The sequence below is a fragment of the Streptomyces eurocidicus genome, from assembly GCF_002891295.1.
GTDB classification, from domain to species: domain Bacteria; phylum Actinomycetota; class Actinomycetes; order Streptomycetales; family Streptomycetaceae; genus Streptomyces; species Streptomyces eurocidicus.
In genome coordinates, this window is sequence record NZ_LGUI01000012.1 from 1 (window position 1) to 20,699 (window position 20,699).

The 20,699-nt window shown below is 67.3% G+C and carries 19 protein-coding genes and 1 pseudogene; 10 read left to right on the forward strand and 10 right to left on the reverse strand.

What is annotated here, in order from left to right:
- Window positions 1-225: 225 nt before the first annotated feature.
- From AF335_RS29395 to AF335_RS29405, 3 genes are all read right to left on the reverse strand, one after another.
- Window positions 226-1,392, reverse strand: a complete 1,167-nt coding sequence (locus AF335_RS29395; protein WP_211304143.1) for a DUF3987 domain-containing protein — start codon at window positions 1,390-1,392, stop codon at window positions 226-228.
- Between the two features lie 170 nt (window positions 1,393-1,562).
- A complete protein-coding gene (locus tag AF335_RS29400) occupies window positions 1,563-7,574 on the reverse strand; it encodes a DUF3560 domain-containing protein (protein WP_146045634.1) in 6,012 nt (2,003 codons plus the stop codon).
- Window positions 7,575-9,068: 1,494 nt separating this feature from the next.
- Entirely contained in the window at window positions 9,069-9,317 is a 249-nt protein-coding gene (locus tag AF335_RS29405) for a hypothetical protein (protein ID WP_146045635.1), read from the reverse strand.
- 770 nt (window positions 9,318-10,087) lie between these two features.
- Between AF335_RS29405 and AF335_RS36330 the strand changes: the two genes are divergently transcribed.
- Both AF335_RS36330 and AF335_RS29410 read left to right on the forward strand, forming a co-directional pair.
- Window positions 10,088-10,210: a hypothetical protein gene (locus tag AF335_RS36330; protein WP_260423847.1), complete on the forward strand. Its 123-nt coding sequence runs from the start codon at window positions 10,088-10,090 to the stop codon at window positions 10,208-10,210.
- Between the two features lie 131 nt (window positions 10,211-10,341).
- A complete protein-coding gene (locus tag AF335_RS29410) occupies window positions 10,342-10,602 on the forward strand; it encodes a hypothetical protein (protein ID WP_170127838.1) in 261 nt (86 codons plus the stop codon).
- Here AF335_RS29410 and AF335_RS29415 read toward each other — a convergent pair.
- Window positions 10,584-10,898 carry a hypothetical protein gene (locus tag AF335_RS29415; RefSeq protein WP_102921496.1) on the reverse strand — a complete coding sequence of 105 codons (315 nt, stop codon included), beginning with the start codon at window positions 10,896-10,898 and terminating at the stop codon, window positions 10,584-10,586. The two genes, AF335_RS29410 and AF335_RS29415, sit on opposite strands and share 19 nt — an antisense overlap.
- Before the next feature lie 77 nt (window positions 10,899-10,975).
- Here AF335_RS29415 and AF335_RS29420 point away from each other — a divergent pair, with 77 nt between their 5' ends.
- Window positions 10,976-11,308 (forward strand): hypothetical protein, encoded by a 333-nt coding sequence (locus tag AF335_RS29420; RefSeq protein WP_146045432.1) that lies wholly within the window; start codon window positions 10,976-10,978, stop codon window positions 11,306-11,308.
- 128 nt (window positions 11,309-11,436) lie between these two features.
- Here the strand turns inward: AF335_RS29420 and AF335_RS29425 are convergent, their stop codons facing one another.
- On the reverse strand, window positions 11,437-11,652 hold the full coding sequence (locus AF335_RS29425; RefSeq protein ID WP_102921691.1) for a DUF397 domain-containing protein: 216 nt from the start codon (window positions 11,650-11,652) through the stop codon (window positions 11,437-11,439).
- A 1-nt stretch (window position 11,653) separates the two neighbouring features.
- Window positions 11,654-12,523, reverse strand: coding sequence for a helix-turn-helix domain-containing protein (locus tag AF335_RS29430; protein ID WP_102921497.1), 870 nt, complete (start codon window positions 12,521-12,523; stop codon window positions 11,654-11,656).
- A 1,354-nt stretch (window positions 12,524-13,877) separates the two neighbouring features.
- On the opposite strand from AF335_RS29430, the gene AF335_RS29445 reads away from it, so the two are divergent.
- From AF335_RS29445 to fabI, 3 genes are read left to right on the forward strand one after another with little or no spacing between them, the layout of a single operon-like run.
- A complete protein-coding gene (locus AF335_RS29445) occupies window positions 13,878-14,420 on the forward strand; it encodes a hypothetical protein (protein WP_184744033.1) in 543 nt (180 codons plus the stop codon).
- Between the two features lie 53 nt (window positions 14,421-14,473).
- Window positions 14,474-15,550 (forward strand): radical SAM protein, encoded by a 1,077-nt coding sequence (locus AF335_RS29450; RefSeq protein WP_146045637.1) that lies wholly within the window; start codon window positions 14,474-14,476, stop codon window positions 15,548-15,550.
- Window positions 15,531-16,358 carry an enoyl-ACP reductase FabI gene (gene fabI, locus AF335_RS29455; protein WP_102921502.1) on the forward strand — a complete coding sequence of 276 codons (828 nt, stop codon included), beginning with the start codon at window positions 15,531-15,533 and terminating at the stop codon, window positions 16,356-16,358. Before AF335_RS29450 ends, fabI begins: the two co-directional genes overlap by 20 nt.
- 57 nt (window positions 16,359-16,415) lie before the next feature.
- On the opposite strand, the pseudogene AF335_RS36765 reads toward fabI, so the two are convergent.
- Window positions 16,416-16,559: pseudogene (locus AF335_RS36765) on the reverse strand (daunorubicin/doxorubicin resistance ABC transporter ATP-binding protein DrrA); the annotation flags it as partial.
- A 24-nt stretch (window positions 16,560-16,583) separates the two neighbouring features.
- Here AF335_RS36765 and AF335_RS34910 point away from each other — a divergent pair.
- Window positions 16,584-17,054, forward strand: coding sequence for a hypothetical protein (locus AF335_RS34910; RefSeq protein ID WP_170127833.1), 471 nt, complete (start codon window positions 16,584-16,586; stop codon window positions 17,052-17,054).
- Between the two features lie 82 nt (window positions 17,055-17,136).
- On the opposite strand, the gene AF335_RS29470 is transcribed toward AF335_RS34910, so the two are convergent.
- On the reverse strand, window positions 17,137-17,394 hold the full coding sequence (locus tag AF335_RS29470) for a GntR family transcriptional regulator (protein WP_102921504.1): 258 nt from the start codon (window positions 17,392-17,394) through the stop codon (window positions 17,137-17,139).
- 393 nt (window positions 17,395-17,787) lie between these two features.
- Here AF335_RS29470 and AF335_RS34255 point away from each other — a divergent pair, with 393 nt between their 5' ends.
- Together AF335_RS34255 and AF335_RS36335 are read left to right on the forward strand one after the other, a co-directional pair.
- Entirely contained in the window at window positions 17,788-18,006 is a 219-nt protein-coding gene (locus AF335_RS34255) for a hypothetical protein (protein ID WP_146045638.1), read from the forward strand.
- Window positions 18,003-18,125: a hypothetical protein gene (locus AF335_RS36335; RefSeq protein WP_260423838.1), complete on the forward strand. Its 123-nt coding sequence runs from the start codon at window positions 18,003-18,005 to the stop codon at window positions 18,123-18,125. The genes AF335_RS34255 and AF335_RS36335 overlap by 4 nt, the downstream gene beginning before the upstream one ends.
- Window positions 18,126-18,197: 72 nt before the next feature.
- Here the strand turns inward: AF335_RS36335 and AF335_RS29480 are convergent, their stop codons facing one another.
- Together AF335_RS29480 and AF335_RS29485 are read right to left on the reverse strand one after the other, a co-directional pair.
- Window positions 18,198-19,328 (reverse strand): AI-2E family transporter, encoded by a 1,131-nt coding sequence (locus AF335_RS29480; protein ID WP_376697894.1) that lies wholly within the window; start codon window positions 19,326-19,328, stop codon window positions 18,198-18,200.
- 108 nt (window positions 19,329-19,436) lie between these two features.
- On the reverse strand, window positions 19,437-19,631 hold the full coding sequence (locus AF335_RS29485) for a DUF3046 domain-containing protein (RefSeq protein ID WP_087925947.1): 195 nt from the start codon (window positions 19,629-19,631) through the stop codon (window positions 19,437-19,439).
- A 79-nt stretch (window positions 19,632-19,710) separates the two neighbouring features.
- On the opposite strand from AF335_RS29485, the gene AF335_RS29490 reads away from it, so the two are divergent.
- Entirely contained in the window at window positions 19,711-20,631 is a 921-nt protein-coding gene (locus AF335_RS29490; protein WP_102921506.1) for a hypothetical protein, read from the forward strand.
- The last annotated feature ends 68 nt before the right edge of the window (window positions 20,632-20,699 follow it).

Below are 20,699 nucleotides of genomic sequence, written 5' to 3' on the forward strand. Positions count from 1 at the left end.
TCGGGGCCCTGGTCGCAGCCCCTGAGGGCGGATGGCGCCAAGGCTGGCCGGGGTGGACAGCACTGCACGGCTGGGTGACACACTCCTCGAACCCCGCCTCCGCCCCGCGCCAACTTACAAACAAAGCGGCGCACGAATTACCACTCGCATTCACACAGATCCCTTTACGGGAAAAGAAAAGCGGCCCCGCATTTTAAGTGCGGGGCCGCTTTTTTGCTTTTCGTTTCAGAGGGCGGCGCGGAACGGGTTTTCTTCCCGGGCGGGTGCCGGGACAGCCGGCTGGGCCGCTGGCTTTTCCGGTGCGGGGGTTACGGGGCGGCGGTGCGGCCGGGGCACGGGGATCTCCTCCTTCGGTGCAGCCGTCTCCGGGGCCGGGGAGGTCTCGGCCGCCGGGGCCGGTGCGGGCTGGGCGTCGGCCAGCCGGTAGACGATGGCCGGTCGGCCGCCGTTCCCCTGCGGTTCCGGGCCGACGACGATACCGGGCAGTGCCCTGACCTCTGCGGCCGACGCCCCGACGAAGGGGAGCAGCTCCGAGGAGGTGGCCTTGCCGCCGTACATCTCGATGCGGTCCCGGACTTTCTCCATGAGGCTGCGTGGCTCCCGCTTCGCCTTCGGAGCGTCGTTCTCCCCGATGAACATTTCCACGGACTCCATCGTGTACCTGACCAGTGCGGCGGCGGCTTTCAGATCGTCCACCGTGATCTTCGTGCGGAGGTCGAAGAGTGCGAACAGGGCTGCGATGCGGCGTACTTGTTCGTTGCAGCGGGCTGCAAATGCTTTGAGTCCCTGGGACTCTCGGGCCATTGTGAGGAGATCCTTTCTGATGATGTCGGCGGCGTCGTAAGCGTCGTCGGTGAGAGTGACGAGCTTCGCCCGCTGGCCGTGCCGGATAGCGCGGGCCATGGCTTCGCCGATGTCGGGGATGATGTGCGCGGGCATCACGTGCCGTTCGCTCAGCCAGCGGATCTGTTCCACGGGCACGATGATCAGCCGGTTATAGCTGCCCCCGTCGCGGTCGGTCGTGCTCATGCAGGCCCGGAATTCCGCGGGGGTGATGTGCCCCATGATCGAAACCCGGGGTTCGTCGACCTCAACGGGTTCCTTGGCCCTGGACGTGGCGACGGTGGCCCCGTCCCACAGGTCGCGGAGCGTCTGGGACAGGTTCGCCTGCCGACGGCCGGCCCGCAGGACGCGGGCGTATTCGGTGTCGACGATCAGAGCGTGCCCGCCACGGTTGGCAATCGCCTGGATGAGACCGGCCCCGCCGACCACGCCATTGATGATGTGCCCGCTCATGAAGGTGTCATTGGCGTCCTTGGCGACGGTGGCGGCCACCCCCCAGGACTGGCCTTTACCCTCACCGGTATCCCCGCACAGCAGCACGTGGAGCACGAGGGGCATGGTGCCGGACCCGCGCTGTACCCGGGTCTCGGGGAGCATCGCGGAGAAGGCGCACAGCAGGCTGACGAGCAGACCGGCCGGTGACCATTCCACGTGCGGGGCAAGGGAGTCCACGGCCGCCCGGAGACGGCCGGTGCACATGGTGCGGTAGTCGGGGGCGCTCACGCGGCCACCGCCTCAGGCTGGTGTGCCAGCTCGTACGCCTTCCGCACGTTCAGGGGGAGGCGCCCCCGGTCTTTCAGCTCGTAGCCCTGACGCTTGCCCCACTCGCGGATGAGGTCGTTCCGCTCCCTCTCGCTCATGCCGGAGCTCGCCGCCTTCACCGGTTCGGGCAGCGGGTCACCACCCTCGAAGATTCCGGCCCGGACGGCGTCTCGGAGCCGTCCCGGAGCGGTGACGTCCATGCAGGGGATGCCGTACTGCCGGGCGTCGCGAAGCTTGATCGCGTTCCGCTCCGCCCTCTGGCCGCAGATGATCAGGACCGTGGACTCATCGGCACGGCCCACCACCCGGTAGCCCGCGTTGCGCAAGGCGTCCCGGGCGTCCTCCCACGAGTACCCCGGCACCTCACCGACGAGCATCACGGACGGCTGCTCCGGCTCAGCCGGCTGGGCCTCGGAGGGTTTTTCGCCGGGCTGATCGTCCTGCTCCTGGCCGTCGACGTCGCACTCCTGGCCCTGCTCCTGCGGGGCGTCGCCGTTGTCCGCGTCCTCGGTGGCACGGTCGCCGGGCTCGCCCAGCACCTCGACGAGCAGCGCGGCGAACTGCTCCGCGTGGTCGGACCACACGGCCCACTCGCGGCCCCCGAGGGTCAGGGGCACCGCCTTCTCCTCCAACAGGTTCCCGAACCGCTGGGTGTGCTCCGGGCACAGGCCCCAGGAGCGTTCCCCGAGGGTCAGCGCCTCGGTGGCGTCGACGTGCGAGCCGTCCCGGGCGATGTGCGCATCACACCGCGCCACCACCGGAGCCGGGTCCGGGTGCACGACCGGGGTCTTCGGCTCCACGGGAACGTACAGGGGAACGGCGGGCCGGGCGGGCTTGTGGACGCGGGCTTGGACCGTCTTAGCGACCTGCTGACCGGCCGCCCGCAGGCGCGCCGCCGTGGGAGGCAGCGTCTCCCGCACGAACGTTGCGGCCTTCTGCCGGGCGCCCGCGAACTTCTCCCGGGCCGGGCGTACCTGACGCAGCCGACGACCCACCACGCTGTTCTTCACCGTGCTCTCCTTCTTCTGTTCGTTGTCGGCGACCGGGAAATTCCGCGGGGCCGCGCCGGCTGCCTCTGCGCCGGGGATTTCTGCCGTGTCGGCGGGCGCGGAATCCTCCGCCTCCGAGCCGGCCGGGAAATCCTGGCCCTCGGAGCCGGCCGGACCCTGGGCCGGGTTTTCCTCCGTGTCGACAGGGGTCTCCGCCGCCGTCTCGGCGGGGATGGGCTCACCGGCCAGGACAGCCCGCATCTGCGCCACGTTCATGCGGCCGGACACGTCGTTGTAGGGGGCCTTCCAGGTCCAGGTGGCGACCCGGGTCCCGGCCGCCGATGCCTTGGACACCACCGGGTTACCGCCGACCGCCCCGGCGGTCCCGCCGTCGGTGGAGTTGAGGATGTGCGGCACCGTCAGGGACTTGGGGTTGACCCGCAGCACCTCGTACCAGGTGTCCCGGTACCGCACGAAGTCACCGCGCGAGAAGTCGGCACTGCTCCACACCTTGAACCCGTCGGCTTCCGCCTGCGCGATGATCTCCCGCCAGTGGGCCAGTTCCTCGTCAATCTCCTCGATGAGGCGTTCCAGTTCGGCGCGGCGCTCCTTGCTGGGCGCCTTCCGCCACGGGTTGCGGGGGTCGCCGTTGCGCTGGCGGAGGATGCCGCGCCGTTCCGCCTCCAGCTTGTCAATGCGTCGCAGCGTCCGACCGGGGTCGTTGCGGTGCTGCTCGTAGCTTTCTGCGGCCCGCGCCCGGTCCGCCCAGTACCCGGCGCGGCGGTTCTCTTCGATGCTCTTCCGCATGGCGTTGTGCATGCGCTCCTGATCGCGGCGGGCCCGCCCCTCGCTGTGGTGGCCGATCAGGATCGGCTGCCCCATGTGAAAGCGCTCGCTGATCTGATTCGACCGCTCGTAGGACGCATCCGACGACGCGGCGGCACGGCTGGCCCGACCGGCGAACCGCTCGGCACGGTCCCCGGCACGGTCGAGGCGCTCGGCCTCGGCCTCCGCGAAGGTGCGGCGGGTGTCCTCATCGGTGGTCACCGCGACCGTGAACCCGGCAGCGCGCAGCCCCTCCGCAGCCTTGTTGATGCGCCACGTGTCGGCACGCTTGTCCCGCGAGTGGGGCCGGTACCAGCACTCCAGGTTCCGGGACCAGCGGAACCGGTGCTCCTTGAGCACCTCGGCGGAACCGTCCCCCCGTGACGTGCCTTCGACAAGCGTGCCGTCCCGACGCGTGTGGCTGATCGTGATGTCGGCCTCCGCTCCCTCCTCGCCCGTGTCGGCGGGCCCGAAATCCTGGCCCTCGGAGCCGGCCGAGGAATCCTGGCTCCCGGAGCCGGCCGCCGCCTCGGCCGGGATTTCTGCCGTGTCGGCACGGGCCGCCAGGGCGGCGGAGTGCTCCCGCAGGATCCCCAGCATCTGCGGCCACCGCCGCTCGTACTTCTCCGTGGCCTTCCCGACGAACACCAAGCCGTCACCGTCGATGTGGTCAACGTGGAGATCATCACCCCGATAGGTCAGCCACTTACGGCCGCCCTTCGTCACCTCGTACCGGTGACCCTCCCCGCTGGTGATCGTCCAGAAGTTTTCGACGTGGTACTCGATGCCCTCGCCGTCGCCGACCTCCGGCATCAGCCACTCACCGGACGCGTACCGCATCCGCTGCGCCACCATGCGCGCGTCCTCGGACTGCGACCGCCGCCAGTGCTCCCGGACGACATCCTGTGCGGCGTCCAGCGTGGCGACCTTGCCGAGCGTCCACACATTCAGCTCGTCACCCTCCCCGTGGGACCAGAACACACGGTAGAACTTGTGCCCCGGGGCCCCGTTCTTCACCTTGCCCTGGCAGTCACCCGTGATCGAATACCCGCTGTCGCCGCCGATTTCGGCAGTCCACCTGTAGGAGAACGTGGACCCCTTCTCCGGGGCGTCCTTGGTCAGGGTCAGCTCCGGTTCCTGCTGTCCCCACGTGCGGGCGGGCACGGCACCCAGTTCGGCCAGCAGGGCGCCGTACGAGCCGGTGTCCTTGATCCATTCCCAGTCCTCCCCCTCCGTGCCGGGGTCGGCCGTCCAGCACAGCATGTGACGGCGGCCCGAGGAGCGCTCGTCGGAACAGATCCGCTGGGCCTCGGCGCGGGTGACCGCCCACAACACCCGCAAGCGGGGCGGGGTGGTGTTCTTGCTCGCGAGGAACACGACCACCGGGTCGGCCGAGTCGCCGCCCGCGTCGGCGGGCCCGAAATCCTGCCCCTCGGAGCCGGCTGGACCCTGGGCCGGGATTTCTGCCGTGTCAGCGCACGACCCCCCGTGCTCGGCGACCTCCGGCGTCTCGTCGCCGTCCTCGCCCAACCACTCTTCAAGGCTGCCGTATGCCGCAGGGACTCGCCCGGTGCGCGCGAACTCGGCCTTCTCCGCCTCGATCACAGCTGCCGTGTGAGCGTCCCGCTCCTGCTCCCACTCCCGCTCGCAGTGCTCCTCACCCACCACCGGCCCCGACTGCTTCCCGCCGCCGTCCGTATCGGCGGAGGCGTCGTGCTGTGCCGCGTGGTCAAGCGCGGCTGCTATCGCCCGGTCACGCACTTCCACGCGCCGCTTGGCAGCAGTGGACCCGTGCCCCAGCGGACCAGTGACCGTGTCGACGTGCGCGCACTGCGCACAGGTCACCCGGTACTCGTGCTCGTTGAAGTCAGTCATCCATTCGACGGCCACCGTCGACGGCAGCACGGCGAATGCCCCGTGCCGGTCGTTGGGGTAGGGGCCGACTCGCCCGGCGAGGTGCCACGCCGCCAGTGCCTCGGCGTCCTCACGGGTCTCACACATCGACCCGGTGTCGCCGTTGCGACGGCCGATGATGCCGCCGCCCGCGTTCGCCCACCACATACCCTCATCGGCCTTGCTCCCGCACTGCCCGTTCACCTGCTGAATCAGGGGCTTGGCCTCACGGCCACCCCGCAAGTCCACGACCTGCGGGCGCCCCTGGCCCTCCGGCTCCTCGTCGACGAGTTCCGCGTCGACCACGTCCGCCTCTGACGGAGAGGCCACCGGAAGCTGCGACGTCCCGGCCCGCTCCACCACAGTCACGGGCACGGGCACAAGGTTCCCCGCCCACGTGCCGTAGGAGACCGGGTTCTTACCCCAGCGAACAGAGGTCATCTGCTCTCCGTCGCCACGCTCGCTCACCGAGACCACCACACCCGTGCGACCGGTAGCCACATGCAGGTGCGCACGCGGGTGCCCCGAGCGCACCACGTCACCGACAACGAACCGCTGCCCGTACCGCTCCCACCCGTACTCGGAAACCGGCTGCTCCGGCACCGTCTCCACCACCTCAACCGACGGCGTGACCCTGGCCACCACTCCCGGCTGCGCCTGCCCCCGCTGCACCGCGTCCGCGAGGATCGCCCGCTTCATAGCCGGACGCCCCTTCACGTAGTGGCAGACCTCCTCACCACTCCCGACGTGGTGCACCAGATACTCGCCCACCAACTCCTCTACCTCGTAGGTCTGGCCAAGGACCATGGCCCGCTCGTCGCCCCTGGTCCCCATAAAGGAGATGTCCTTGACCTTGGGCGCAGACATGCTCTTCTTCCCCTCCGGCACCTTCGCCGTCTTCTTGGCCTCCGCCCTCTGGGCGGGCCTCTCCTGCGGACCGGCCGCCATGTAGGCCCGCTCTCCCTCAGTCATCGGCGGCAGGGGCGTCCCCTCACCCTTCATGTCCAGCCACCACGTAACCCCGGGTGCCGGAACGCCCGGCCGGGCGGCGTACCAGTAGAAGGTGGAGTCAGAGCCCCCGACACCGAAGGACCGGCCAACCATCTCCCCCGACTCGTCAACAGTCAGGTTGCACAGGGTGGCCAGCCGTCCCCGGGCGAGAGAGTCAGGCAGGTTCGCCGAGAGGAAGGCCCGCCCGCCGTAGGTGTACCGCCACCACCCCTTAGCCAGTTCCTCGCGCCCAACCGGCGGCATGTCGGCCGCCAACGTGACCTCATCAACGGCGAACGACATCTGTTCGTCGCTCTCGTCCCTCTCGAAGACGAGCACCCGATCCGTGCCGAGCCGCTTGGCGACCTTGTAACCGACCCCGTCGACATAGACGATGTCGTCCGTCACGTACAGCCGGGGGATGTCGTCGACCCGTTCCAGGTCGGCCACGGCGAACACGATGGCGTCCATCGGGACAGCACTGCTGACGGAGACCTTCGCGGTCTCCCCCTCAATGCTCATCACACGCCCGAGGACGCCGTTGGGCAGCCGCACCGTGCACAGCGGCACGAGCGCCCCGCCCTGCTTGGTTGCGCGTGCCGCCTTCTTCGCCGCCTTCGCTGCTACCGCATCGCCGATCACCCGCGCTTCCGCGAACAGGGCCGACGCCACGTCGGGGCGGGGGTTGTGCTCACCCCCTTCCAGGGCAGCCGTTACCCTCTCCGCCACCAGTTCGTACAGCCGGGTCTGCCAGTCCACCCAGGAACCCCACTGACCGGACGTCTTGCCACACAGCTCGTGCGCCTCGTCCCACGGCTTGCCCGTGTGCCCGTGCACCTCCACCAGACGGCGGGCCAGGTCCTCGGCACAGACACCGATCCGCCCCATGACAGAGCCGTCCTCGGCAAGGATGTCCACCAGGAAGCGCCCGGCCGCCTTCCGGGCACGGCACCCACCGTGATCCCATCCCCCGGGGCCGCACTCCAAGGCGTCCTTCCCGTGCGGGGCGTCCGTGGCGACGATCACCCAACGCTCGGTCGGGATCTCGTGCAGCCCGCCCACTGTCAGGTAGTGGGCGGCCCGCCGCCGGAACATTCCGTCGACGTTGCTCCCCGAACCTGTCTGAACGAGCCTGCCGTTGGCCCGGCGTTCCCAGCCCCACGGGTACGACGCCATGATGCCCACACGCCCGTACCGCTCCACCCGGAACACCCGGGCTTCCAACTGCGTCTCCACCAGCTCCGCCGACCAGGGCACGCGCTCCTCATTCATGTGCCCGTACCGGGCCCACACGTCACCGGCCCACGCCCGCGAGGCCGAGTCCTTCCGGCACCAAGCCAGCGCCGCCGCAAGCGTCTGGTCCTCGTCAAGGTCCGCCCACCAGAACCAGCCCCCGGAAGAGGACCCTTCGGGGGAGAACGGCGCCCGCGCGACCTCCCAACTCTCCCGGGAGATAGGCGAGGTGCAGAGCCGGAATCCATGCCCGGCCGCCGTAGCAAACGCCCAGTCATACCCGTCGTCCTTAGCCCGGTGATGCTCACCGGCGTACGCCTGCACGGACTCACCCGGAAGGAGTTCCCCGGGGAAGACGGGAGCGGTCGACGCCTCAGTCTTCGGAGCTTCGGCCGGGGCAGGGTTGGGCGTGGAATTCCGCTCACTCATGCGCGGAGCGTCACCCTCGTTGATCACTTCGAACATGACCTCGTCCGCCCACTCAGCCGCCACCTTCTCCGGCCGCTTGCGCGTAGGCGCCTTGTGCGGGCCCTTATCCAACGTCGACGCCCACACAGGGGCATTCCGCATCTCGGCTTCCGTGATCTGTCGCAGCGCCTCAGCCTCCGCAGCCTGACGCTGACGAACGTGCGCGGTCATCGCCGCTTCCGCGTCATGCCGTGTACGCATGTCCCCGTACCCCTTGACGCGACGCTCCGCATTGCGGCTGACGTGGAGCTTACTGTCCTTCTTAAGCACCCAAAAGGACATGCCGCGCCAAGAGGCCGTGACCGACCACCGATCCGTTCCCTTGGACCACTTGAACGTGATCGGGTCGGTGTGGTCAGCCGCGTTGGGCATCGTCACCTTCACGTGCCCCGGCGTCGCCTTGGGCCCATCCACCTCCGGGGCCGTCTCTTCCTCGGGCTCCGTGGGCGCACCAGACACAACAACCTCGTCTAGGGCCTCACCCGTGACAGTGCCGAACTTCCGCTCGTGCGAGCGATCAAGGGCATAGCTCACCGTGTGCGTGCCCCGGCCGTCCCCCACGATCACCCACCCGTCCCGGTGGGCTGCTTCCCGCGTCACCACCGCACCGCACGCGCAGTCGAAACCCGTGCCGCGCGTAGCGACCCCCAGAGCCCTAAGGCACGTTCCCGACCGGCCGTACCGGCCGCCGTTGTGCCGCACAGGCTCCAAGATCACCAGACCCTCAGGGCGCACCACGGCCATGTTCTTCCGCACGTAGGAAGTGACCGGGCCTCGCGTCTTGTGCCCGTCCCCCTCACCAGGGATCACCCACCGGCCGTCAAGGGTGATCACGCTGTACCGCCCCGTCGCCGGGCAGAACACCGAGTAGGCGACCGCCTTACAGCGGTCGTCCGTGATCAAGACAGCGTCCGTGAGGCCGTGCCCCTCCATGGCGTGACGGGCAGGAGTCGTCACCATGACCTGCATCGCGCAGCTTCCCTTCAATGAGCCCCACCGGGCAGTGAACTGATGTCTCGGGACCGCCCCGGGCCATGTGCCCCGGGGCCGGTCAAGGCTGGTCAGTCATTGCGGCTCGTACTCGCCGCACACGTTGCCCGCGCCGTCCACAATCCAGCCCCCGCCGTCCGTGCGGCCGTTGCCCGCAGCCGGAGCACACAGCGCCGTGTCGAACCCCTCGTTGAACGCGTCCACGGACACCCGCTCAACCGCGCCCTGCTTGCCGTTCTCACCCGCCTTGAACCCCGCCGTCCCTGCCCCCGCCATCAGGACCACAGCGGCGATCACACCGGCCACCACACGACGCTTCGACATATCCACCCCACAGCTATCCGTGCGCCCGCCTACCGGCCGGAACGCGCTCTACGTTTCCCCGGCGCTGCAACCCCTACAGGGAGCGCCACAAGCCTTAGTTAGTGAGCGACCGGGCATCAGATCATCCGGCTCGCATTCCGTGCCCTCATCACCAAGCAAATGAAGTCACGACCCATTTCTATCCCAGACCCGAGCCTCAGCAATCCGAATTCATGGTGATCCGCGTCACAATCATGAATAGGCACCCGAATGCCAGACCCCATTCCAGGCACCCCTAAAAACTGCGTTTCCGCAGGTCAGAGGCCCTTTTCGAACCCGGGGGTAATGCCTAGTTAGACGGCGATAGGACCCACCGGGGGTGCCTCTTTCCGACCGTGTACGGGTATCAAACATTCGCATAGAAGGCCGTTATTGCTGCCCGAATTGGAACTCTGGAGCCTCCGCCGGCCACTGGAGGGGTCGCCGCGGGCACATCAGGGCCCCCTGCGGGCACACACCCCAGGTCAGCGGGCTGCGGGCACCGCGCTCTAACCAACTAAGCAGCGCTTCTACGATGACCTGCGTCACTTTTCAGGTGCACAGCGAGCGGTCTGGAGGCCGGTAACACCTACATAATTAATGTGAGGGGTTGTATACCCCCCTCCATCAGGGCCCCTAAGGCCCTGACTGGTGTGCCAGCTCCGGTCATCCCGACCTGGTACCTGAAGAGGAGATGGTGGATGGGTCGATACATTGTCACTGTGGTAGAGACAGCGACTTACGATATCCCTGTGAATGCTGCCGACGCTGATGAGGCGTGTGAAGCGGCAGAGGAGAAGTGGAGCCACGACCCCAATAAGTATTTTTCCGATGCGACCGGATTCGAATGCGACGAGGTGCGCTTGGTCGCCTGATTTTCGCCCTCAAGCAGTCTTTATCGAATTCGCAGCACTGATCGAGGGGAAACGAATTGGGAATTTGTGACGAAGATGCGGCCGAGGCTAATCGTTCTCGGGCCCGCTGGGCGCTGATCGCCATGGAGGCCATGGGCCGGGAGACCGGCCAGCACGGGCCGGCCTACTTCACCGGGGGCCTCATGGTCAGGGAAGAGGTGCTCCGGGAGGTCGCCGGGGACCTCATGGCGAACCTCTTCCACCTGTGCCGGCTCAACGGCGTGGCGCCGGCCGCGGTCGTCGCGGCCGGCGCCATGCATTTCCTGGCCGAAGTCGCCGAGGAGCAGCCGGTGGTAGAGCTGGGCATGCCAGCGGATCAGGAGACCCCGAGGGGTCAGAGCAGGTCCTCGTAGTCCGGCAGGATCTCGGTCTGTACGGGGACGCGGAACCAGGCTTCCCCTTCGGCCGGGACGGGGGCTCCGCCGGCCGCAGCGGCGATCTCAAGGACGGCTTCGGATGAGAGCCGCCAGTCTCGGGTGGTGTGCCCGGCAGGGCAGGAGATCCAGGTGCTCACTCCATCGGTGCCCACGGCCAGCCCAGTTCCGATGTCACAGCGTCGGCAGGTGATCGGTATACGAGCGCGGATGACGGGGTCCACCGTCCTGAAGACGGCAGTGCCCATCAGCAGGACCGTAGTCACGTCGGTCATGAAGTCTCCTCGCCCTGTACCCCGTGCCGTCCGATTCCTGTGTACCCCGGCGCTGTCTCAGCGTACGGTGTTTGATCATGGCGTCAACGAGTGAAGTGCGGGACCGTCTTGTCGTACCGGGACGGGTGATGATGATGCGGTACACACCGACCTCTTGGGGCCTCAGCCCCCTGGCCTGCTCTGTCTGCGAGGCCCAAACGGGGCTGACCCTGATCTCGGCGGAGTCCGAAGTCCTGTTCACGTGCCCTACCGGGCACACCAGCCGAGACTGGCGGCTCACGCCCGACGCCGAAGTGCGGGCGGTCGGCGTCGACGTCGAGTTCCGGGTAACGACCAAGGGCGGCGCGCTATCGTCCCAGCGGTTCGACGACGGCGACGGGGAAGACGACTTCCGAGACCTGCCCCTCTGAGACGAGCACCCCGCAGGGCAAGTTCGAGGCGCGCGTCTGGCCGCAGCGTGTTGTCATAAAGTGGTAGCGAAAGGCCCGCATCCCAGGATGGCGCCATAGGGGTGCGGGCCGTATTCGTCGGCGACAGCCTACGGCAGCAGCTCCGCCTGGCCGTCCTGGACGCCTCCGGTGAAGGCGTCCCACTCACTGGTGAACGCAAAGATCACCTGGTCAGGGAGGTTCGAGTTCCTGATCGCCACACCGCCATCGATGTGCGCAACCTCAATGCAGTCGGCGCCGTTGTGTGACCGCTCGGATTTCGTCCAAACCGCATTGGTCATGTCTTGGCTGGTGAGCGGGGTCATGTCACGCACTGTCTAGCTCTTTCCTAATCGCTCTGAGCAAATCCAACGAGTCCAGCGGCGAGGCTGAAATCTCACGCATGGCGTTCAGGTAGCCGCGGATACTGCGAACATCACCTGACTTCTTCCTGAAGGACAGGCCGTTCATGGCGTCGAACGCGACGACCGGCTTCTCATCGGCCCCCGAAAACTCGAAGCTCGTGAACATGTAAGCCACTGTCGCACGCGCGTCCATGGGGATGACGCGAATGGAAACGTTCCGACGCTGTCCGTCCGCGATCAGCGAGTCGAGCTGACGCATCATGACGCTGGCGCCTCCCACCTGTTGGCGGACGGCCCCCTCACCCAAGATAATCTCAAGCAAAGGCGGTTGCTTGCGGGTGATGATCTGTCGACGCTTCGCTCGAATTTCGACCGATCTATCGAGGAACCCTGTGGATGCATAGGTCTTCAAGATCGCTTCGCTGATCGACCGCGCATACTCGGCTGTTTGCAGGATTCCGGGAATCAAGCTGCCCGCACATGTGACGATGCGCTGGGCTGCATCTTCGTAGGCAATGAACTGCATCAAGGACTCGGGGAATTCATCTTCGTACTGAGTCCACCAGGTACCCTTGATCGCCTGGCCCTCGTGGAGCATGGTCGCCAGGCGCATGCACTGTACAGCGTCGAGTCCGTACAGCTCGGCGAGAGTGTCCAGTTCCTCGCCCTTCGGCCAGGACATGCCGCGCTCGATTTGAGAGATGCGGTCGACGGTCTTTCTGCCGATGGCCCGCGTGGCGTCGGCCTGTACGACGCCAGCAGCGCTGCGCGCTTCCTTGAGCGCCTGGCCGAACCGCCGGCGAGCGACCATCGCGGCCGTGTTGAGGGCCACGGTGGCTCCCTCCCCTCCAAGTCAGCAACCAACCTCTTCAGCAAGAAACCCTGTTCGCAGCGTAGCGCGATCAGCAGCTTTGACGACACGCGCGAAGGAAAGAACTGCATCGGGGTTGCGATCGCAGTTGCGATCGCACCACACTACTTCCAGTGCGCACCGGACGGGGTCCGAAGCGGTGTGTGTCCGGTGTCGCGTGCCTTCAAGTGCGCGCGTTCGGGAGGCAGTTATGCATGCAGTGCGTGCGGCCAGATGCGAGTCTCCGGGTCGATGGGAGGAGCTGGGGAGCCGCGAGTTCCCCGGTCTCCCACAGTCCGTCAGGGAGGCCCGCCGGTTCGTTGCGAACCTGTGTGCGACGGTTGGCTACCCGCTGGAGCCAGTCGACCTGCTGATCAGCGAGGTGGCGACGAACGCATTGATCCACGGCGGGGGTGGATTCGCTGTTCGCTGCTTCCGCATGAAGGACCGCTTTCGGGTCGAGGTCGATGACCGGTCTTACAGGATTCCGTACCTCCGGCACCCCGGTGCCGACGAAGTGCATGGCCGAGGAGTGCGTCTCCTCGACAAGCTTGCGGAATGGGGGGCCGTGCTCCGCAAGGGTGGGAAGACAGTGTATTTCGAGCCCAGGGAGGGGCCTTGGGGGGCTTAGGAACGCTGCCTCGTCGCGGCGTCGGGTCGCCGATCGTCATCAGACTGCTGGAGGCGGCTGAACTTCGTGCCGGCTCGCAGCGGGGGGAAGTGGAGCTGGCGCTGCCGAGGGTGTACCTCGACCCCGATAGAGCCAGCGTCACGGAGTGGGGCTACACGTACTGCTCGGCTGCCGATCTGCTCGCTCTTGAGCAAGACATCCGGGAGGCGCTCAACGGCATTCGTAGACGGACTGAGTCCGCGGCGCGGAAGCGGCGTACAGCTTTCGGCGAACAAGTCGAGTACGCCAGGGCAGTGGCGGCCGCACACGAACTAGACCTCCCTTTACTATACCGAGTTCTTCACGGGCTGAAGAACCTCTAATACTGCCCCGCAGCGCATGAAGGGTTGCGGGGTAAGCCCGTCGCTGGCAGCTAACGGGGTTTGCCAGCGACGGATGAAGTGCGGGGCGGAAGCTCATCCAACATTCCTCTGCTCATTCCAACGACAGGGAGATGACCTCTTGTTGGGTTTCCGTCCCGCCCTTTGGCGTGCCCGTTAGGCATATGCATATGCCACTTCTAAAAATCTTTTCCTACCCCTTCCCTAGATACTTTTCAGGTCCTAGGTTCTCTCGTGCCGGCCGGGAGCGGCTCCCCGGCCGGCACTCCGCCTGAGAAGAATGAAGGCGGGGCTCTTCCTTCTATACGAGCGCAAGGAGGAAACCGTGATTTCCCGAATCCAACACCGGAAGGAATGCGAGGGGTACGCCCGCTTGGATCGGCGGCCGTACCACGAACGCAAATCCCGCTACCAGGTTGCTTGCGACCGTCTGCTTCGCGGAGGGTTGTGCGAACGCGACATCGTCGTGGACATTGGTGCCGGATACACCGAGCTGGACTTCTGCCTTCGAACCGAGCACGGCTGGCGTGGCCGGTACGTGCCGATCGACGGCTGGGTCGACGGCACCGACATCGAAAAGTGGGCCCCGGAGTTCGACTTCCACTGGTTCGCGGCCCTGGAGCTCCTGGAACACCTTCATGACCCCAAGCGACTCGTGGAGGAGCTCAAGGCCAGGGCCGAGTTCGGATTCGTCATCACGACTCCGAACCCCGACGTAGTCGACGTTCTAGCCATGGACCCCACCCACATCACGCCACTGTCCCGTGACTTGCTGGAGAGCTGGGGAATCTACACCACCCTCCACAACTTCTACGGCACGCACGAGGACGGTATCGCCGGCATGTGGACCCGGAGGGATGTACGGTGACCCGCCCCACACGCCGACACCTCCCTCTCGTTCCTGTGCAGGGTCGCGGCAACGTGGCCCCACCCGCTGAAGTCGTTGAGCTCCTCAACGCCTTACCAATCCACACCGTCGACGATGTACGCAAGCGCTTCCCCGAGGTGCCGGTCGAAGAGATCCGTGCAGGCGGGCACTTCAGCAACCTCCGGCTTCTGACGACCAGCACCTGTCGCATGCGCTGTGGTTACCCGGGCGAGGGGGTCATGTGGTGCCACAACGAGGGCATGGAGAGGAACGCGATCCCTGAAGCCGACCTGCAACGGATGCTCGGCATCGTGGAGTACTTCCGCGACCACCACGGCATCAGGGAAGTAACCTTGGCTGGTCTCCAGCCGCGCCTGGACGACGGGCTCATCGCCTTCATCGAGCGGCTGCGCGCCAACGACATCAAGCGCGTCTCCCTCGTCACGCACGGCCTGAAGCTGATCCCCTGGATCCCCCGCCTCCGGGACGCCGGCCTCTCCGATGTCGTCCTGTCCATGCAGGGGTTCGATCGCCACGGCTACGCCGACATCATGGGTGAAGACGCCTTCGACAACGCGTTACGCGTTATCGACCACTGCCGCGACTTGGGACTCCCGGTCACGGTCAACCGCGTTCTGCTCCGCGGCTACTACGAGGACATCCCCGATTTCCTCACGTGGGCCGTTGACCGGAAGCTGCGCGTACGACTCTACGACGTCCTGTGGATGCCTGGCCAGGATAAGCACTTCCTGGCGAACCACGTGTCCTGGCAAGCCATCGTTCACCTGTGGGCCCGCATGGTTGAGCGCATCACGGTGTGGACGTACGGACTGCCCGGCCGCATCAACGTGGTCTTCCACCTGCGCGGCGGGGCCTCGGTCGAAACCAACGTCAACGCGCCGAAGGTTCAGCACACCGCTCCTGTTTGTCGGTCCTGTGCCCTCAAGGACGCGTGCGCCGAAGGGTGGCTGGGCTGCGGAATCCGCATCACAGCCGACTACAAGATCACCCCGTGTGTGCTGCGCCCGGACCTCGCAACGCCCGTCGTCGACGGAACAGGCGGCTACCTTAGGCCGTCCGTCTTGAACCCCTACCTGGCCGGAGAACTCCATGGCACTGCTGGACGGTAAGCGTCTGATCATCTCGGGTGTGCTGACGGACGACTCGATCGCATACGCCGTCGCTGAGACCGCCATCTACCACGGTGCGAAGGTGCTGCTCACCAACGCACCTGGTCGCCCATCGTCGATCATGGGGCGTATCGCCAAGCGGCTGCCGGACGACCCCGTTGCCCTGGTGGAAGCCGACCTCACCGACGAGGACGGTGTCCAGGCCCTGCGTGAGGCTGCGGAAAGGTACTGGGGCGGGGTCGACGGAATCCTGCACGCGGTGGCGTTCGCGCCGCCGACGGCGCTGGGAGGTAACTTCCTGAACACCCAGTGGGAAGATGTCGCCACCGCCATCGAGGTGTCCGCCTATTCCCTGAAGGCCATGGTCGTGGGGCTCAGGCCGCTGCTGGAGAAGGCTGGCGACAAGGGGGCGTCCGTCGTAAGTCTGGACTTCGACGCGACAGTGGCATGGCCGGTCTATGACTGGATGGGCGTGGCTAAGGCGAGCTTGGAATCCATCACGCGCTACCTCGCTCGCGACCTGGGTCCGTCGAAAATCCGCGTCAACACCGTGTCGTCCGGCCCCATCCAGACCATGGCCGGCAAGTCCATCCCTGGCTTCAACCAGCTTGCCGACGCCTGGGAGAGCCAAGCTCCGCTCGGATGGAATGTCAGGGACGCTGGATCGGTCGCGGACACGGTGGCCTATCTCTTCTCCGACCTCTCCCGCGGCATGACGGGCAGTGTGCTGCACGTCGACGGCGGTTACCACGCAATGGGGGCCCCGGTAGTAGGAGCGAGCACGCGTTCCGTGGAATCGGGCAGGTAGCGCGCCGTCTCGTACGCCCCGCCTATGCACTGGCTTCAGTGAACGGGCGGGGCTTCTCTATGTCCCACCTCGCTCCCCGAAGCGCAGGCTCCTCACAGCCTGGAGGGCCATCGGCGACAGGCCGATGTCGTCGATCTCGATGCCCCGGGCGTCCAGTTCTCTGATCACCTCGGCGAGCAGCTTCGCGCCGCCGGAGACCGGCCGGCAACTCGCTAGGCTCCGACCATGCCCAACCTGAAGCCCAAGAGTGAGCCCAAGTCCCTTACCGGAAACGCCAGGTTGATCATTGCCCCGTTCCTGTACGGGTGGCCGGACAAGAGATGTCTTCTCGCGTACACCAGTCACGAAGGGCTGGCCGTCGTCGCCGCACTCCCCGACGAAAAAGGGATGGCTCCGTCGCTGTGGGACGTGGCGGCAAACCATCTAGCGACGAACATCCGTCCCGATGACGTGGACGAGCAGTACGCGCGCTGGGTGGTCTCCACTGGGTGGGGGTACTCCGTGATCCGCTGGAACCCCTCCCTCACTCTCGACGGTGAAGAGTGGACTGTGACGATCCGGAAGACCGTTCGAGAGTTCAAGGAACACCAGTACGGCCGGGCAGTCTGCGGCTGGTACGGGGTGCACACAGGCGCGCTGACCCTGAAGGATCCGCTCTTGGCAAACAAAGCTCGGGGCATGCTCAACGAGCGCTGATCAGGCGGCGGCTTTGAGCGGCCCTTGACCCTTCCCCTTGCTATCGGCGCCCCGATCGGGCGCCCATCGACTCAGGGAGCGGCTATTGGTCCGCGCCGCCGCGGGCCTTCACGTACGTCCCCCGCCTCGGGACCGTGTAGACGTATCCCTGTTCCACGAGGTGGCGAATCGCCCTCTGGGCGGTCATCAGAGCCACGCCGTAGAGCTTCACGAGCTCCGGCGCCGAGGGGATGGAGCGGTCGACTTCAAGCTTCCCGGCCTGAATCTCCCGAATGACGTCCTCCGCGATTTGCTGGAACGGTGGTTTCGGGGACCTGCGGTCGATCGCGTGCTCTGCCATGCGCTGAGCGTAGACAACCAGCCTACTCCACACCCCCTTAGGTAAGCCTAGGTAAGCCTAGGTAAGCCTAAGCCTAGGTAAGCCTAGGTAAGGCTAGGTAAGAGGTGTAGTGTCGCGGGCACAAAGAGACCCCGAGGCCGTTGCACCGGCCATCGGGGTCACACGCCACCAGCTATTCAGGAGCTGAGACGCATGCGTGACCTTATCGCGCGCATCCAAATGTGGGCGCTTCGGTTAGTACTTCCTTCGAGAGGCCGCCACGCCGGGAAGGCCCCGGCGGGGAACGCGGTGCCGAGCCGGCCGTCGACCCCCGTTCTTGGGTGGCCGGAGTCGCCTGCGGGGACACCCGACACCTCCGAGTTCGACCCCGTCATCTGGTGCGACGAGCCCTTGGTGCGCAGCTTCGTCCTGGCCGAGGAGGAGCGTCGCGCGGCCGAGCGACGCCAGCGGCAGGAGGAGGCGGAGAAGCTCCTGAGAGCGCACAGGCAGGCGGCCCTTCTTGCGGCCGAGGAGGGCCGCGAGTACCCGGAGCTCCTCTACCTCCGGCCAGACACCCCGATCACGCCTGTCACGTGGACGGGGACCGAGGAAGCCGCAGGGGTGTGGTCATGAAGTGCACCCGGTGCGGCGCCGAGCTGGAGAGGTACGTCGAGCGGCCCAGCGGCCCCGGCATCTTCGCCAAGGTGCGCCACCACTGCCCTGAGCCTCCCTCGAAGACCTCCGCGTACTAAGAAGCCCCAGCCCCCTCCCGCCCGTGTCGGAGGGGGCTGGGGGGGGCTTCTACGCCGCGCTCTAGAGGCTCGTCAGGTTCGTACGACACGTACAGGGATGGCCCTCCTAGGCGCGGGAAGCGGGGTGCTAGTGCGAGGTCTCGGAGCGTCGCTTCGCCGCGGCCCGCCCTCTAACTGGCGGAGGACCTGACCCCGCTCCTCGGGACTCAGCTTGAGCATCAGGGCAGCTAGCTCGCGGTACGTTTCCGCAGGTGAAGACATGTTTAGCAGCCTTTCGTTTTGCTGGTAGACCACGACGAAGCCGAGCACCCACACCGCGTACCAGGGGTCCACGGTGAAGGCGAGCAGCATGGGCAGGGCGCCCGCGAGGTAGGTCCCGATGGTCGGGATGAACTGGGAGACGAGCCCGACCCAGATCGCCAGCGCCGGGGCGTAGGGCACGCCCAGGACCTCCAGCAGAACATAGTGCGCGATGCCGGAGATCAGCGCCATCAGCGCGCGTGAGTAGAGGTAGCCGCCCGTCTTGGCGACGGCGATCTCCCAGGCCCGCAGCACCTCGGCCTGCCGGCGGGGCGGCAGCACGGAGCACAGGGCGCGCCGCAGCCGGGGCCCGTCGGCGGCGAAGTAGAAGGAGAACAGCACGACCGTCAGCAGCTGGAACAGCCCGCCGAGGACGGTGGCGGAGACGTCCAGCACCCCGCCCGCGCTGCTCTTCAGGTACTTCTGGAGCCAGTCCGAGTGCAGCACGCTCTCCTGGACCTCGACCCGGGAGAGGTGGGTGCGGAACGTCCGGTTGATCCACCTGATCACCGAGTCCAGGTAGGAGGGGAAGTTCTCCACCATGGTGATGATCTGATCGGCCAGCATCGAGCCCAGCAGGGTGAAGAACCCCGCCGCGACGACGGTGACGCCCAGGAAGACCAGGCCCGTCGCGAGCCCCCGGCGCATCCCGCGCGCGGACATCCGCGCCACGGCCGGCTCGATGGCGAGGGCCAGGAAGAAGGCGATCAGGATGTTCAGCAGCAGCCCGATGAGCTGGTGGAAGGCCCACCCCGCCAACTGGAAGCAGGCGAAGAGGGCGAGCGCCGCGACCATCGCGCGGGGCAGCCAGCGCGGCATACGGGCATCGGTGCCGGGCGGGGGCGGTGGGGTGGAGGAGTCCGGAGCCGTGTCGTCTGCTGCCACGGGGTCAGTGTGGACCATCGGGTGGGAGCAGATCCGGGAACGTTCCCGGACCCGGCCGGGGATGCGCCGGAGGGACCAGCCGGCCGGCTCCCCGGGACGTCCCGCCGGCTCACGGGCCGGCCGGGGTCAGCGGCGGTCCTCGGGGATCTCCAGCGCCCGGCACACCCCGCGCCAGACGTCCTTGGCGTTCCAGCCGGCGTCCAGCGCCTCGTGCACGGTCCTCCCGCCGAGCTCGGACATCACATGATCGCGCGCGAAGGAGTCGGCGTACGCCGCGCCGAAATAATCCGCCATCCGCTGCCAGAAGACCGTCAACCGCATGCGACCAGTATCCCGCCCCTGAGGGTGCTGCCCCGCACGAGCCGCTGACCGGCGGCGCTTTCCGCCCTACGGTCGGTTCATGGCCCGATCCGGAGCATCCCCCGCAGCCCGTGCCGAGCAGTTCGTCTGGCTGACCGCCCGCGCCCTCGAACAGCGGAGATTCGCCTTCCATTTCCTGGACGGCGGCCCCGACGCCGTCGAGGCGGCCCTGAACGCCTACCTGGGCGACGACGGCGGGTACGGCCACGCCCTGGAGCCCGATCTGCGCGGCCCGGCCAGCCAGCCGCTGCACACCGCGCACGCGCTCCACGTGCTCGACGAGATCGGCCGCTGCGGCGACCGCCGGGTGGAGCGGGTCTGCCGCTATCTGACGTCCGTCTCCACCCCGGACGGCGCCCTGCCCGCGCTGCACCCCTCGCTGCGCGGCTATCCGGCGGCCCCCTGGCTCCCCGTGGTGGACGACCCGCCGAGCGACCTGCTCGCCACCGGCCCCGTCGTCGGTCTGCTGCACCGCAACGCCGTGTGGCACGCGTGGCTCTTCCGCGCGACCGACTTCTGCTGGGAGGCCGTCGACGCCCTGGGCGACGGCGCGAAGACTCACCCGTACGAGGTCCAGGCGGCCGTCGCCTTCCTCGACGGCGCCCCGGACCGGCCCCGCGCGGAGGCGGCGGCGGAGCGGCTGGGCCGGGTGGTGCGGGAACAGCGACTGGTGGTCCTGGACCCGGCCCGGGTCACCGGCCACCCCGTCGCGGAGGGCTACGCGCCGGGCGAGCTCCACTTCCCCTACGACTACGCCCGGCGCCCCGGCTCCCTGGCACGCCGCTGGTTCACCGACGCGGAGCTGGAGGGGGCGCTGGACTTCCTCACCGCCTCACAGGAGGAGGACGGCGGCTGGCCCATCCGCTGGCGCGCGTGGGCCCCGGGCACCCGGCTGGAGGGCCGGCCGATGGTGACGATCACGGCGCTGCTCACGCTGCGCGCGTACGGCCGGCCCGTCTGACCCACAGCGTCCACGACCGGCTTGCCGCACCGGTCCGCACCCTCGCCGACCTGGGGTTCCCGGGCGTT